13 protein-coding genes are annotated in these 14,690 nt (G+C 64.6%); 6 read left to right on the top strand and 7 right to left on the bottom strand.

Features of this window, described 5'->3' with window-relative positions; genetic code table 11:
• Positions 1-39 precede the first annotated feature (39 nt).
• Complete coding sequence (locus MESS4_RS10910; RefSeq protein ID WP_006329957.1) at positions 40-1,224, bottom strand: MFS transporter; 1,185 nt, start codon at positions 1,222-1,224, stop codon at positions 40-42.
• Positions 1,225-1,272: 48 nt separating this feature from the next.
• Between MESS4_RS10910 and MESS4_RS10905 the strand changes: the two genes are divergently transcribed.
• Positions 1,273-1,812 (top strand): Lrp/AsnC family transcriptional regulator, encoded by a 540-nt coding sequence (locus MESS4_RS10905; RefSeq protein WP_006329956.1) that lies wholly within the window; start codon positions 1,273-1,275, stop codon positions 1,810-1,812.
• 30 nt (positions 1,813-1,842) lie between these two features.
• Here the strand turns inward: MESS4_RS10905 and MESS4_RS10900 are convergent, their stop codons facing one another.
• From MESS4_RS10900 to MESS4_RS10875, 6 genes are all read right to left on the bottom strand, one after another.
• Complete coding sequence (locus tag MESS4_RS10900) at positions 1,843-2,679, bottom strand: GNAT family N-acetyltransferase (protein ID WP_006329955.1); 837 nt, start codon at positions 2,677-2,679, stop codon at positions 1,843-1,845.
• Positions 2,680-2,685: 6 nt separating this feature from the next.
• Positions 2,686-3,432, bottom strand: coding sequence for an aspartate/glutamate racemase family protein (locus MESS4_RS10895; protein ID WP_036241063.1), 747 nt, complete (start codon positions 3,430-3,432; stop codon positions 2,686-2,688).
• Between the two features lie 8 nt (positions 3,433-3,440).
• Positions 3,441-4,259, bottom strand: coding sequence for an ABC transporter permease (locus MESS4_RS10890; protein ID WP_006329953.1), 819 nt, complete (start codon positions 4,257-4,259; stop codon positions 3,441-3,443).
• Between the two features lie 4 nt (positions 4,260-4,263).
• Positions 4,264-5,178: an ABC transporter permease gene (locus tag MESS4_RS10885; protein ID WP_006329952.1), complete on the bottom strand. Its 915-nt coding sequence runs from the start codon at positions 5,176-5,178 to the stop codon at positions 4,264-4,266.
• A 255-nt stretch (positions 5,179-5,433) separates the two neighbouring features.
• Positions 5,434-6,720: a PotD/PotF family extracellular solute-binding protein gene (locus tag MESS4_RS10880; RefSeq protein ID WP_006329950.1), complete on the bottom strand. Its 1,287-nt coding sequence runs from the start codon at positions 6,718-6,720 to the stop codon at positions 5,434-5,436.
• Positions 6,721-6,755: 35 nt separating this feature from the next.
• The gene (locus MESS4_RS10875; protein ID WP_006329949.1) at positions 6,756-7,844 is read right to left on the bottom strand and encodes an ABC transporter ATP-binding protein; all 1,089 of its coding nucleotides are present in this window, start codon (positions 7,842-7,844) and stop codon (positions 6,756-6,758) included.
• Positions 7,845-8,104: 260 nt separating this feature from the next.
• Between MESS4_RS10875 and MESS4_RS10870 the strand changes: the two genes are divergently transcribed.
• The 5 genes from MESS4_RS10870 to MESS4_RS10850 all read left to right on the top strand — a co-directional run bounded on the left by MESS4_RS10870 (position 8,105) and on the right by MESS4_RS10850 (position 14,689).
• Positions 8,105-8,818: a GntR family transcriptional regulator gene (locus tag MESS4_RS10870; RefSeq protein ID WP_006329948.1), complete on the top strand. Its 714-nt coding sequence runs from the start codon at positions 8,105-8,107 to the stop codon at positions 8,816-8,818.
• Positions 8,819-9,278: 460 nt separating this feature from the next.
• On the top strand, positions 9,279-11,324 hold the full coding sequence (locus tag MESS4_RS10865; RefSeq protein WP_006329947.1) for a di-heme oxidoredictase family protein: 2,046 nt from the start codon (positions 9,279-9,281) through the stop codon (positions 11,322-11,324).
• The gene (locus MESS4_RS10860; protein ID WP_006329946.1) at positions 11,321-12,751 is read left to right on the top strand and encodes a putative sulfate exporter family transporter; all 1,431 of its coding nucleotides are present in this window, start codon (positions 11,321-11,323) and stop codon (positions 12,749-12,751) included. Before MESS4_RS10865 ends, MESS4_RS10860 begins: the two co-directional genes overlap by 4 nt.
• A 39-nt stretch (positions 12,752-12,790) precedes the next feature.
• Positions 12,791-13,498 carry a phosphoadenylyl-sulfate reductase gene (locus tag MESS4_RS10855; RefSeq protein WP_006329945.1) on the top strand — a complete coding sequence of 236 codons (708 nt, stop codon included), beginning with the start codon at positions 12,791-12,793 and terminating at the stop codon, positions 13,496-13,498.
• A gap of 171 nt (positions 13,499-13,669) precedes the next feature.
• Entirely contained in the window at positions 13,670-14,689 is a 1,020-nt protein-coding gene (locus tag MESS4_RS10850; protein ID WP_006329944.1) for a hypothetical protein, read from the top strand.
• Position 14,690 lies beyond the last annotated feature (1 nt).

Raw genomic sequence — 14,690 nt, 5'->3', positions numbered from 1 at the left:
CGCCAAGCCTTATCCATGGACGGGACGAGGACGCAAGCTTTACGGCAGGATGGATGGTGGCGAACGCCATGCCGCCGCCAAGGCCGAGACCAGCATCAGCAACGCTGCGACCATCGCGCAGGCGGCGAAACCAAAGCCGGTGTAAAGCGGCCCGAAGCCGGTCGTGCCGACAAAGACTGCGAGATAGGTTACCGAACTGTTCAGGCCCATGATGGTGCCGCGGCGCGTCGGATCGAGCGCGGTAAGGCGCATCACCAGCACGTTCAGCCCGAAATGGTTGGCAAGGCCCCAGATGGCCACCATTGCCAAGGTCGGGCCGAAGCTGCCGCTGGCCGCGGCCATCGCGACATAGACGAGTGCCACCAGCAGGTAGGCGAAGGGCATGACGCGCCGCGCGCCGAGGCGATCGATGACGCCATCAAGAAGCGCCGCCATGCCGAAGCCGACGCCATAGGCAAGTGCGGCCCACCCATTGGCGCTGACGGGCTCGCCCAGGCCTTGGTGAAGATGATCGCCGAGATAGCCATAGACGCCATAGAAGGCGGTCATGAAGGCGCCACAGGCGACCAGAAGCGGCACGATGCCGGGAACGGCCAGGGCGGCGAGCGGCGTCGGCGCCGGGCCGCTCTTCCTGGCGTCGCTCAGCGAGGTCAAGGTCAGGCCGGCCACGGCAAGGGCCGCGAGCAGCGCGACAGCGGCGAAAACGGCTCGCCAATGCACCAGATCGGCAAGCACGGCCGACAGCGAGACGCCGGCCACCATGGAGAGCGTCCAGCCGGTCAGCACGACGCCGATGGTGCCGCTTTCGCGGCCAGGCGGCGCGATCGCCGCGGAGCTGGCGTAGATGGCCGGCATGGCGACGCCGGCAGCGATGCCGGCGACGGACTGGGCGGCGACAAGCGCGATCACCGTCGGCGCCAGCGCGCTGGCGACAAGCGCTATCGCCAGCAGCAACAGTGCGCCCTGGAGCATGCGGCGCGCACCGACCCGGTCGATATAACGCGCCAGGAGCAGGGCGCTTGCCGAGGTGCCAAGGCCGAAGGCTGCGGAGGCGATCATGACGGCCGGGACGCTTGCTCCAAACGACGTCGCCACCGCCGGCGCAATCGGACCGAGGACCAGCGAGTTCGAACCGATGACGGCGATGCAGCCGGTCAGGAGATAGGCGAGCGCCGGAATGGGCGGCCTTGCTGCCAATGTTACGACTTGATCACTGTTCGACATACGACAATAATGGCCGTATCAAATTCTGTATCAACAAGGAATTTCGATATGGATGAAGAAACAGATGGCATTCCGCAGAACAGGCCAGTCGCACGCGACCTCGACGCGACCGACCGAAGAATATTAGGCGTTCTGGTCGACGACGCCACGATCAGCTATGCCGAGCTCGGCGATCGCGTCGGCCTGTCGCCGCCGGCGGCGCATGAACGGGTGAAGCGGCTTCGACGCAGCGGCGCCATTCGCACGACCGCGGCAATCATCGATCCCAAGGCGGTGAAGAAGCCCCTGCTCGCCTTCGTGCACATCGACACCAAGGGTTGGGGCAAGACCCCCGAACTGATGGCGATTTCCGAGCACCCGGAAGTCGAGGAGATCCATTCGGTGGCCGGCGACACCTGCATGCTGATCAAGGTCCGCACCGAGGACACAAGGGCGCTCGAAGGCCTGTTGTCGCGTCTCTACGAAACGCCGGGCGTCACCTCGACGCGAAGCTATGTGGTTCTATCGACCTATCTCGAGCGGCCGGTGCAGCCCGGCATCACGACGCAATGGCCGACGCCCCGGCACATGGCCAAGCCGCTTTATTAGCCGGCATCGCCGACGCACATTAACTGACGCTCAGCCAAGCTCCAGGGTCGTTATCGCAAAGACCCCGGACTGCATGAGCCGCGGTGCTTTTCCCCGGTACATTCTGGCCGTTTCGAAGCCCGGCTGCAGGCCCACCGACGACAGCAAAGCTGCAAAATCCACATTGGTCTCGGGAACGTCGAGATGGATATTTCCGGCGCCGGAGAGGCTGGCAAGTGCTGCGAAAAGATGGCTTGCCGCATCCAGCTGATCGGCATGGAGCGGGCCGATCTTGCAGCCGTCCCGGCATTGGCGCGCGACACCGTATCCTTCGATCGCGCCATCCCTGACGATCGCAAGCGCCATGTGCGGCGGGCGCAGCCAGGGTTCCAGGAACGACCGCCTCGGACCGGGAAAGAACCGGCGATCATAGGCCAGTATATCCGGCACGAGTTCCGGCCCTATGGTGCGGATGCCACTGCCGGTATCTGCCAGGCCATCCGGCGGCCCGGCGAACCTTATCGTCCGGTAGAGCGGCGCAAAACCCATGCTGCGGTAGTTTGCCTGTTGTTCGACAACGCCGTCGAGGCCGATCGTGCGGTTGCCGAGCCGCGCCATGCCGGCGTCCCAGACCGCCTTGCCATGACCCTCGCCACGCCTTTCCGGGCGACAGATGTAGAGGCCGATGAAGCCGAAATCGTCGCCATAGGCGACAGCGGAAATGCCGGCCACCATCTCGCCATCGACAAACGCGCCGATGAAACCTTCGGGATCAGCCGCCTGGAAAATTCCGGCATCGCCGAGGCCGGGATTCCAACCTTCGGCCGCTGCCCAGTCGACAAGCGTTTCCACTTCGTCACGTGCGAGCGTTCGGATCGTTCGGGGCATTGGGATTCACTCGGCGGCGAGAGTACCGGGGGCGAAGGATTTCAATGCGCCACGATAAGGCTTTGCCAGCGGGTTTGCATAGGCGCCACGCTTGGAAGTCGACAGGCCAAGCGCGATCAGCGCCTCGGCCTGCTTCACGGCGGCGCCGACACCGTCGATAACCGGAACGCCGAACTCCCGCTGCAGCTCGGCCGCGAGGTCGGCCATGCCGGCGCAGCCGAGCACGATCGCTTCGGCGCGATCCTCCCCAATGGCGCGCGCGATCTCGCCCCGCAGTTTCAGAACTGCGTCCGATGCCGGGTCTTCGAGAGCAAGAACCGGAATGTCGGCGGCGCGCACGCGTGCCCGCCCCGCCATGCCATAACGTTGCACCAGCCCTTCGACCGGCACGCGCGAGCGCCCGGTCGTGGTGACGACGGTAAAGCGCTGCGCGATGAACGAGGCCATGCTGAGCGCCGCCTCGCAAATGCCGATGACCGGAATGTTGGCCATGGCGCGCGCGGCATCGAGGCCGGTGTCGTCGAAACAGGCGATGATCGCGGCCTGCACGCCGGAGCGCTCACCGGCGGCGATCTCGACCAGCAGGCCCGGCACGGCCAGCGCCTCGTCATAATAGCCTTCGATCGAAGCCGGCCCCATCGACGAGGTGACGGCGACGATCTCCGTCCGGGCCCCGGCGACCGAGCGCGCCGCGGCGCCGATGGTTTCAGTCATGCTGGCGGTGGTGTTCGGATTGACAACGAGGATCTGCACCGCGGTTCTCAAGCACGCGCCCGGCGGCGGCCGACATAGACGATGGCGCCGAGCGTCAGCAGGATCACCAGGAAGGAAAACACGGTCGTCACGGTGCCCAGCGCATAGAGCACCGGCGTCGTCACATTCGTCGTCATGCCGTAGATTTCGAGCGGCAGCGTGTTGAAGGTGCCCGAGGTCATCAGCGTGCGGGCGAACTCGTCATAGGACAGGGTGAAGCCGAACAGCCCGACGCCGATCAGGCTGGGTGCGATCATCGGCAGCACGACATGGGCGAAGGTCTGCCAGGACGACGCTCCGAGATCCCGCGCGGCTTCCTCATAGGCCGGCGAGAAGCGGTTGAAGACAGCGAACATGATCAGCACGCCGAAGGGCAAGGTCCACGTCAGATGCGCGCCGAAGGCGGAGGTGTACCAGGCGGGGCGGAAGCCGATCTGCTGGAAGACGACACCAATGCCGAGCGAGATGATGATCGACGGCACGACGAGGCTGGCGACAGCAAGATAGAACAGCGCGGTGGCGCCGCGAAATTTTTGGCGGAAGGCAAGACCGGCAAGCAGCGACACGACAACGGTCACCACCATCACCATCAGGCCGAGGACGAGGGAGCGCTTGAAACTGCCGCCGAAATCGCCGACCGCCTGGCGCTCGAAAAGGTTGGCGAACCAGTGCAGCGAAACGCCATTGAGCGGGAATGTCAGGCCGCCATTCTCGCCCTGGAACGACAGGATGAGGATCGCCGAAAGCGGACCGTAGAGAAACAGCACGAACAGGGCGAAGAACACCGCCAGCACGTAGAATTCAAAGGTGCGCTTTTCGTGGCTCATCGCGTCACAGCTCCTTGCGGATATCGACGATGCGCAGGATGCCGGCGACCATCAAAAGCACCAGCACCAGGAGCACGACCGCATTGGCGGCGGCGGCCGGATATTGCAGCAGCGACATCTGGTTCTTCATCATCAGCGCGACAGAGGCGCTCTGCCCGCCAGACATCACCTGCACCGTCGAGAAGTCGGCCATCACCAACGTGACGACGAAGATGGTGCCGATCGCCATGCCGGGCTTGGCGAGCGGGATGATGACGTTCCACAGAACCTGCCAGCCGGAAGCGCCGGCGTCGCGCGCGGCTTCGATCAGCGACTTGTCGATGCGCATCAGCGTGTTGAAGATCGGGGTCACCATGAACAGCGTGTAGAGATGCACCATGGCGAGCACCACGGCGAATTCGGAATAGAGCAGCCACTCGATCGGCTTCGGGATCAGTCCCATCTGAACCAGCGTCGAGTTGACCAGGCCGTTGCGGCCAAGCACCGGAATCCACGAGATCATGCGGATGATGTTGGAGGTCAGGAACGGCACCGTGCAGACAAGAAACAGCACCATCTGCATGGCCGTGGTCCTGATATGGAAGGCGAGGAAATAGGCGACCCAGAAGCCGATGACGAGCGTCAGCGCCCAGACGATGGCGGCGTATTTCAGCGTATTCAGATAGGTCTTCCAGGTCACCCAGGAGCCGAGCACGTCGGAATAGTTGGTGGCCAGGAAGTCTGGATACATCGACGCGAAGTCGTAGTCCCAGAAGGAAACGACGATGATCATGATGATTGGCAGCAGCAGGAACGCGCCCAGGATGAGAGCCAGCGGCGCCGACTGCAGATAGGGCGTGATGGCGCCGATCGAGAAACGACGGCGCTTGGCGGGCTTGGCCACTGCGGTGGTTGCAGGCTGGTCGAGAGCCACGGTCATCCGGAACAGCCCGGGCGTGTCGCGGAGGGCCGACAATCTGGCAAGCTGTGATCCTTCGCCCCCCCCTCTGTCCTGCCGGACATCTCCCCCTCAAGGGGGGAGATTGGCAGCTCCGCCGATGGGTTTCCGATAACAGCGTTGGCAATTGGCGAAAGCAGAGATGACTGCGCAATCTCCCCCCTTGAGGGGGAGATGTCCGGCAGGACAGAGGGGGGCGCGAAGGAATGCAACATCTCAGCTATTGCCTGCCTTGCATCACGCCGCGATGAACTCGTTCCAGCGCTTCACCATGTAGCGGTCTTCGTCCATCACCGAGTTCCAGCAGGCAACCTTGCCCATGCGGTTTTCGAACGAGCCGCCGTCGCGCACGGCACCGGCCTTCTCCATGACCTTGCCGTCCGGCGACAGGATGTCGCCCTTTGCCGGCTTGCCTTCGATCCAGTAACCCCACTCGTCCTCGGACATGAATTTCTTGGCCGAAACCATGTTGGCGGAGTAGTAGCCTTGGCGGTTGAGGTAGCCGCCAACCCAGCCAGACGTGTACCAGTTGATGTATTCGTAAGCGGCGTCGAGTTCGGCGCCCTTGAGATGGGCTGCGAGGCCAAGTCCGCCGCCCCAGGAGCGGTAGCCTTCCTTGAGCGGCTGGAAGCGGCAGGCGATACCCTTGGAGCGAACGGCGGCCACGGCCGGCGACCACATCGACTGAATGACCACTTCGCCTGAAGCCATCAGGTTGACGCTCTCGTCGAAGGATTTCCAGAAGGCGCGGAACTGGCCGGCCTGCTTGGCCTTGATCAGGAAGTCGATCGTCTTGTCGATCTCCTCCTTGGTCATGTTGCCCTTGTCGGCATATTTGATGTTGCCCGTGGCTTCCATGATCATCGCCGCATCCATGATGCCGATCGACGGGATGTTGAGGATCGCTGTCTTGCCCTTGAACGCCGGGTCCATGATGTCGGCCCAGGTGGTGATGTCGCGGCCGACGAGGTCGGGGCGGATGCCCAGCGTGTCGGCGTTGTAGATGGTCGGCACCATGGTGAACCAGTTGGTCGGCGCCTTGGCGAAGACCTTGCTGTCCTGTGCCTCGACATAGCCGACCGTGTGCGGCGCGGTGCCCTGGGCGATGACGCTGTCCGGCGTCAGCTTGCCGTTTTTGAACAGTGGCACCAGTTCGTCGTAATATTTCAGCTTGCTGACGTCCATCGGCTGCAGCACGCCGGTGGGAAACACCTTCTTGGCGATCCAGTATTCGATGTCGGCGATGTCGTAGCTGTCGGGTTGGGTTACCGCGCGCTGGGCGGCGGCGTCGGAATCGGTCGCCGTCATCTCCAGCGTGATGCCGAGATCGGCCTTGCACTTGTCGGCGATGGCGTTGAGGTTCGACACGCCGGTGCCGAACTGGCGCAGCGTGATGTTCGACTGCGCCCAGATGGTCGGGAAGCCGGTGATGGCGCCCGAGCCGGCGGCAAAACCGACGGCGGCGGCGCCTGTCTTGAGCAGCGAGCGGCGGGAAATTCCTGTCTTCCTGGTGGTGTTGGTCATGGTCAGTTCCCCTGTTCTGGTTTGGTCGTGATGGTTCAGGAATCGAGACGGCCAAGGACGATCGCGTCCTCGGCATCCCAGGCGATCGGCACCGCGTCACCGACGGCAACCGGCTTGGCGAAGAAGCTGGTGTCGTCGACGATCACCGTGAAATCCTCGATGCCGGCGCCATTGACCGAGAGCTTCACGGTCGAGCCGCGGTACTCGATGTTGGAAACGATGCCGGTGAAGCCCAGCCCCGTGGCCGGCGCGTCGCCGATCCGCACATGATCGGTGCGAATGGCGATATCGATCGGCTCGCCGATCCCCCTGCCCTGCCCGCTGGCCGCAAGCGAGACGCCGCCGGGAACATCGAAAACAACCATGCCGTCGCGGCTGCCGCTGACGCGGCCGGAGACGACGTTATGGGCGCCCATGAAACGGGCGACGAATGCGGTGGCCGGCCGCTCGAACACGATGCGCGGATGTGTCGCCTGCTCGATACGGCCGTCGTTCATCACCACGATCAGGTCGGCGAGCGCCATCGCCTCTTCCTGGCTGTGGGTGACATGGACGAAGGTGATGCCGAGCGACGTCTGCAGCTTCTTCAGCTCGGCCCGCATGCGGATCTTCAGGAACGGATCGAGTGCCGAGAGCGGTTCGTCGAGCAACAACGCCTCGGGGTCGGTGATGAGCGCGCGGGCCAGAGCGACGCGCTGCTGCTGTCCGCCCGAAAGCTGTGCCGGGCGGCGGCTGGCATAGGCTTCCATCTGCATCAGCTTCAGCATGTCGAGCGCCTTGGCGCGACGCTCCTCCTTGCCGACGCCCTTCATCTTGAGGCTGAACGCGACATTGTCGATCAAGTCGAGATGCGGAAATAGCGCGTAGGACTGGAACATCATGGCGGTGCCCCGCTTGGCCGGCGGCAGGTCGGTGACCACAATGTTGCCGAGCCGCACGTCGCCGCTGGATATGCTCTCGTGCCCGGCGATCATGCGCAGCGTCGAGGTCTTGCCGCAGCCGGACGGGCCAAGCAGGCAGCAATAGGTTCCCGCCGGGATTTTCAGGCTGATGTCTTCGACGGCAGTCGTTGCGCCATAGACTTTCGAAACGGACACGATGTCGATTTCGGCAGCTTTGGACATCCGGCTTCCCCTTTGGTCGAGATAACCAAAGCATCATGCGTGCCAGTTGCGCACTGCTGCCCCAAGCGATTGAATTCTTGGGAAAAACATCATCGCAATCGCATGCCCCCAAAACGCCATGTTTGTGCGATGCACAAATTATGGGCGATTGTAGGCGATACTCGCAAAAATCGTATGCAATCTTTTCTAACCTCGTATTCACTTTGGCTCTCGTCCAAACGATCCGATTCAGGATAGAAAGGCGTTAAGGATCCGCTGCCATGAACATCGCCGACCAGACTTTCCCTGCTGCCGACAGCGCCAATGAGGATCGCGCCCAGGCCATCCGCGACCAGTTGCGCGACGCGATCGTCGACCGCCGTCTGGCGCCTGGAACCAAACTGTCCGAAGGCGAGGTCGGCACCTTGTTCGAAGTCAGCCGAACCGTGGCGCGCGCGGCACTGCAGATGCTTTCCTTCGAGGGCCTGGTACGAACCGAGCGCAATCGCGGCGCCTTCGTCGCCAATCCGTCACCGGAGGAAGCGCGCCAGGTCTTTGCCTCGCGCCGGCTCATCGAACCCGGCATCGCGATTGCCGCAGCCGGGCGCATGACGCCGGCGCATGTGGTTGCCTTCAAGGCCCAGCTCGACGAAGAGGGGCGCTTCATTGTCGAACGCGGACCGAGCGCGAGACGATCGGAGATCAAGGCGTCGGGTGATTTTCACCTGCTGCTGGCGTCGGTCGCGGGAAACGTGATCCTCCAGCGCTTCATGGAGGAACTGGTGGCGCGGTCGTCGCTGGTGATCGCGCTTTACGGCCGTTCCGGTATCTCGAGCTGCGGACACAGCGAGCATATGCAGATCCTGGAAGCGCTTGAAACCGGCAACGCCCCACGTGCCAGCGCATTGATGCTGCACCACATCGACCATATCGAGGCCGACCTCGATCTGCGTGTCAGGGGCGGTCCGGCGCTCAGACAAGCTCTCGAACTCTGACGATTGCAGCGAACTTTCCTCTTCCTTCGCCTGTGGCCAACTGATCGACTTGACAATGCTGAAGCGGGCCCGCCAGCGTTTACGATGAGGCTGGCGAATTAATGCCAGTCATAGTGGATGCCGTAAGCCATCCGTATGCGCGCGCGTTTCAAAGATTCCGCGACAAGCGAAACCTTGGTGCGCGGTTCACCGCGCCCACCGTTTGGTGGATGTGGCAGGGATGTAAGCCCCGTTATCCTTATGCGGATCAGGCGGCATCCGTCGACACCTCGGCCTGACCGGAGTGGAAGGCAGCATGGTCGATTGCAGAGCCGCAATCTTGCGGTCCGCACACGGATGCATGAGAGATGGCGGAGACGTCGCGATGCGAAAAGACCGTGCGGTGGCCGCCACAGATTTCGTCGGACCCTCCCAGCGATGGTCCGTACCGTCGGCTTGTTCCGCTCGCCGGTACACGGCAATGGCGGCGGCGATGGCCTTCAGCCTGCTGCCGACCCAGGGGCTCGCGGACGATCGGATCCCCGATTGGCGCCTAAGCGCTCGTATCGTCGCGGTCGGGCTGCCCGACGTGGCCGGCGTGCGCGAGGTGGGGCGTTTCCACGTCGGCGGACCGATACCGGGAAATCCGGAATTCCTGATGGCGACACGCGAGGGGCGGGTGCTCGACCCGCGGAGGGTTCTGGTGGCGGTGGGCAGCAATTTTGGCGCCCCGCCAAGCGATGGCACACATGCGACCGGCGCGATCCTGTCCATCGATCCGCAGGGGACCGGGTCGGGCGGCGCGATCGTCGTTCCGCAAGACCTGACCGGCGACGCCGGAGAGGGCCGGGTCCAGCTCTACACGGCGCAGAGCGATGCGTTTCTCAACCGCCATTACAATGGGGGGGCCCGAACCGCCCTTTTCGCGGCCGCGTCCGGGCCACGATACATTTCCATCAACAATGCGTTCGGAAGGCCCTGGATCGCGAACGCGCCGAACGGGATGGATGGCGAGGGCAGCGTCAGCGTTGTCGATCCCGACGGAGCCCCGCTCGCCAACGCGCCGAGCCGCGAGGCCGGTGGCGTGTTCGCCGGCCGGTTGACCGACCGCGAACGCACGCCGAAGGCGCAACCCAGCGGATGGCTCGCCAAGCTCATGAACTACCGGGCAAGCGGCCAGCTGACATCAGGCGGATTGCAGACCGGCGCGCTCGGAACCGCATTTCTCGGTCCGTCGCCGGACGGCAGCGGTTTTGCCGTGTTCGCCGCCGTCACAGCCGATGGCGGCGTGGTCCAGATCCATGTCCAGGATGGCGTCGACGGCCTGGCCGGTCCTGGCACGGTAAGCGCCGGCAACGGCACGGTAAGCACCGGCCAGGGCATCGGCGACGACCCCGGCGTCATCGGCGTCGCCTTCAAGTGGAATCCGGACCGTGTCCTCTATGTCGCCGATCCCGGCCGCGACCGGCTGGTGCTGCTCGACCTCGAGGACGACCGGCGGCATTTCACGGTCGCCCGGACACGCACGATCGCACTGCCGCAATTCGACCGTCCGGTCGACATCGCCCCGGCCATCCCCGAAATCGCCAATCCGCAATTCTCGAGCCACACGACGCTCGCCGGCGGCTCCGATCTCTTCGTCGCCAATCGCGGCGACGGTTCGCTGCTGCGGCTCAGCCAGGACGGTCGGCTTCTCGCCCGGGCGACTATCGAGATTCCCGACCTCGGGCCTCTGGGACCCGATCGCCTCCGCGCGATCGCGACCTCGGCGGACGCACAGCGGATCTGGATAACGATAAGCGGCAAGCTTCCCGGATTCCCGGATCGCGACGGCGCGCTCATCGAGATCCCCACCTTCGACGAGCACGGCGCATCGGCAACGACGCCGGAGACGCAAGGCAAAGCCGCCGACGCCGATCTCGCGGCGCGCGGCAAACAGCTGTTCCAGACCGATTTCACCCCGCGCGCGGGCCTTGGCCCGTTGTTCAACGCAACGTCCTGCGTGGCCTGCCATCCCGGCCCCGGCGGCGCGAGCATCGATGAAAGCCATTTTGCGCGCAGGATAGCCCATATGGATCCAGGGTCCGGGCGCACGGTTGCGATCGATCATCCCAACAGCCCGGTCGCCAGGCGCTATGCGTTGGGCGACGGCAACGCGACCGTACCGGCGGCGATGCCGCGCCAGGCCAATGTGATCTCGCTGCGCATGCCGCCCGCGCTCTACGGCATCGCCAGGATCGACGAGATACCCGACAGCGTCATCGAGGCCCAGGCGGTCAGCAAGGGCGACGGCATCAAGGGCCGCGCGCATCATGTCGTCGACGCCAACGGGGCATCGCGGGTCGGCCGCTACGGCTGGAAGGCCGACATCGCCAACCTCGAAGAGATGGTGGCCGATGCTTTCGCCAAGGAACTCGGCGTCACCAGCGCTATCGGGGCGCAGGCGCAGCCGGCCGAGCAGGATGCCGCGCAGATCGACGCGGTGGCTGCCTATCTGCGAACGCTGTCCGACGAGGCCAGGCCATGAGCCTCGCCCTGACGCTGTCGCACGCGCCGGGAAAGGCGCGCCCGGTTCTGTCTGGCGTCATCGTTGCCGCCGCGCTCGCCCTTGCGGCCGGCTGGATCGCCGGCGGACTTGGCGAGCCGCTGTCGCGCAATCCGGTCCTCGTCGCCATGCTTTTCGGACTGCTGATCGGCAACAGTTTCGCCTGTCCGGACGCCTTGCGCCCGGGGCTCGATTTCACCAAGCGCTATCTGTTGCGGCTTGCCGTGGTGCTGGTCGGCTTCCGCATCACCACGCGGCTGTTCCTGGATCTGGGCTTCATGCCGCTTGCGGTGGCAGCCATCGAGCTGGTCCTGGTCCTGAGCCTGCTCTACGCCATCGCGCGCAAACTGTTCAGGCTGGACGCCGAGGTCGCGCTGCTTGTCGCTACCGGCAGCGCCGTCTGCGGTGCCGCGGCGATCCTTTCCATGGCCGCGCTGGTACGCGCGCGCGACCAGAGCGCCGGCATCGCCATCGCCCTGATCACGCTGAGCGGCACGGTGGCATTGCTCGTCTATCCCGTCCTATTCCTGAGTGGTTGGCTACCGCATCTCGACGACCGCCTCTATGGCGTGTTCGTCGGAGCGAGCATCTTCGAGCTGGCGCAGGTTTACGGCGCCTCCTTCGCCATCTCGGATGGGGCGCTGAACACCGCCACGCTGGTCAAGCTCAGCAAGGTGCTGATGCTCATCCCGCTGCTGCTCGCCGCCGGCCTGGTCCTTCGCGGCCGAAACAAGGGACAAGAGGCGGCGCCGATCCCGTTCCCGTGGTTCATCGCCGCGTTCGTTGGCGTCGTGCTCATCAATTCCGCGATCACCCTCGATCCGCAACTGCGCCGCGCGATCCTCGACGTCGACCAGTTCCTGTTCCTGATGGTGATGGTCGCGCTTGGGATCACCACACGCATCGGGCGGCTCGGGGAGGCCGGCGGCGCCTGGCGTCTGATTGGTGTCGGTTTTGTCGGGGTGGTTCTGTCGGCGGCCCTGGCCTATGGTGCGCTGCTCCCCTTCTCGGCGGCCTTCCAGGCCGCAGCGCCTTCGTCGAGCGAAGGCGCGATGCTTGGCAGCCAGGGCGGAAGGCTGTTCGCCTCGACCGGTTGCGCCAAATGCCATGTGCCGGCGCTGGAGGGCGTCAAGGGCGAGGTACGGCTCTACTCGGACCTGCTGCTGCACGACATGGGGCCGGCGCTCGACGACAAGATCGTCCAGGGCGACGCCATCGGCGCCGAATGGCGGACCGCACCGCTCGTCGGCATCCGCCTGCGCGAACGCTATCTGCATGACGGCCGCGCCACCACGCTGCGCGACGCGGTTCTCGCCCATGGCGGGACGGCGCAGATCGTGCGCGACCGCTTCTTCGACCTTGGCGACGCCGACCGGCAGGCGATCCTCGATTTCGTGGCAAAGCTATGAACCGGCTGCCTCCCGCTGTTGTTGATCGGTCGAACCGCCATGTATGAGGCCGTCATCGCAGAGCTGGATGATCTCGACGGGCCAGACCTGCTGGCGCCACTCGTCGCCGGGCTGTTTTGTGGAAATATCGCGCTCGTCTCCTCGTTCGGCGCGGAATCGGCGGTGCTGCTGCATATGGCCGCTTCGATCGATCGTTCGCTTCCCGTCATCACGCTCGACACGGGAAAGCTGTTTGCCGAGACGATCGCCTATCGCGCGCAACTGATAACGCTGCTCGGCCTGACCGATGTGCGCGTGGTGACGCCCAACGCGGATGCCTTGCGGGCGTTGGACGCTGCGGGATCGCTGCACTCCCGCAATCCGGACCGGTGCTGCCACATCCGCAAGGTTCTGCCGCTCGAAGGAGCCCTGGCTGGGTTCAAGGCCTGGATTTCCGGCCGCAAGCGATATCATGGCGGGCTGCGCACGGATGTGTCGACGCTTGAGGAAGATGACGGGCGCCTGAAGATCGACCCGCTCGCCCGCTTCACGCGCCCTGAGATCGAGGCCTATCTCGATCACCATCGCCTGCCCCGGCATCCGCTGCTCGAAAAAGGCTACTTCTCGATCGGTTGCGCGCCCTGCACGGTCGCGGGCGGCAGCGCGGACAACCCGCGCGCGGGCCGCTGGAGCGGATTGCCGAAGCTGGAATGCGGGATCCACCGGTCGCCCGCCGCCTCACGCAACCCGGCGCCATCCGCATCTTGATTTCGCGACTGCGTGGACATTGAGGTCCGTGCGTCGGATCGGCCATGCCGCTTCACCCTGCAAAGCCACTAGAATTGTCGCATGATTGCGTTACGCTGGGGAAAGATGTGGGCGGCGGAACGGTCCTGGCGGCACGACCGGCGTCCGAGGATTGGTCGAACGGGAGCCCCCATGACCCCCCTAGACGCCGTCGAAACCGAGGCGACGCGCCAGCTTCCGGGCGAGGGCCTGATCGCCAAGCTGGCGGCGCCGCGCAGTGCTGCGATACTGAGACGCAACCGTGTCCTCGAAGCGATCGACCGGCGGTCGCGATCGAGCGTGTGCTGGGTAGCGGCGCCGGCCGGCTACGGCAAGACGACCGCGGTCATCGACTATCTCGAAAGCGTCGAGACGCCGCATGTGTGGTTCCGCGTCGACGAGGGCGACCAGGACATTGCGCGCTTCTTTCAATATCTCACTCAGTCCCTCGCCTCGGCCGCGGACATGCCGGTGTTCGGCGTGGAATATGCCGAGCAACCGAAGGAGTTCGCCAGGCGCTTCTTCAGGGCCTATTTCGCGCGGCTGAAACCCGGTACCATTCTGGTCCTCGACGATCTGCACGATGCCGACACGCCGGAGTTTCGTGGGGTGCTTTCGGTGATGTTCCGCGAGCTTCCGGACACGGTTCGGTGTATTTGCGCCTCGCGAACGCTGCCACGGGAGGAACTGGGCGACCTCATCCTCAGGGGCCAGATGGCAGTCGTCGACAGGTCGGCGCTTGAATTCTCGACCGCGGAAGCGCGCGATCTCGTCCAACTGCGTTCAAAGAACGTCGCAGTCGATGTCGAAGCCGCACGCGGCTGGGCGATCGGACTGGTTCTGCTCGCGGATCACGGCTCGACGGTCGGACCTGATGACACGAGCGGCGGGCAGAACCCACTGTTGGATGTTCTTGGCCGCCACTTCTTCCTTTCCCTCCCCGCCACCGACCAGGACATGCTGCTGAAGCTCAACCTGCTGCCCGAAATCAGCGCCGAACTGGCGGACGAGATGATAGGATCGGGCGAGGCGGGAAAGCTGCTCGACAGGCTCTACAGACGGCAGTTGCTGGTCACACGTACGGAAAGCAGCCGCGACGTCTTCTACCTGCACGATTTGTTGCGGGATTTCCTCGATCGGTGTTTCGCGCAGCGCGTGCCATGGGAAGAGTAGA

The organism is Mesorhizobium sp. STM 4661, assembly GCF_000359125.1.
GTDB lineage: Bacteria > Pseudomonadota > Alphaproteobacteria > Rhizobiales > Rhizobiaceae > Mesorhizobium.
Note: the sequence above shows the minus strand (reverse complement) of the source record. Positions and strands in the feature narration are given on the sequence as shown.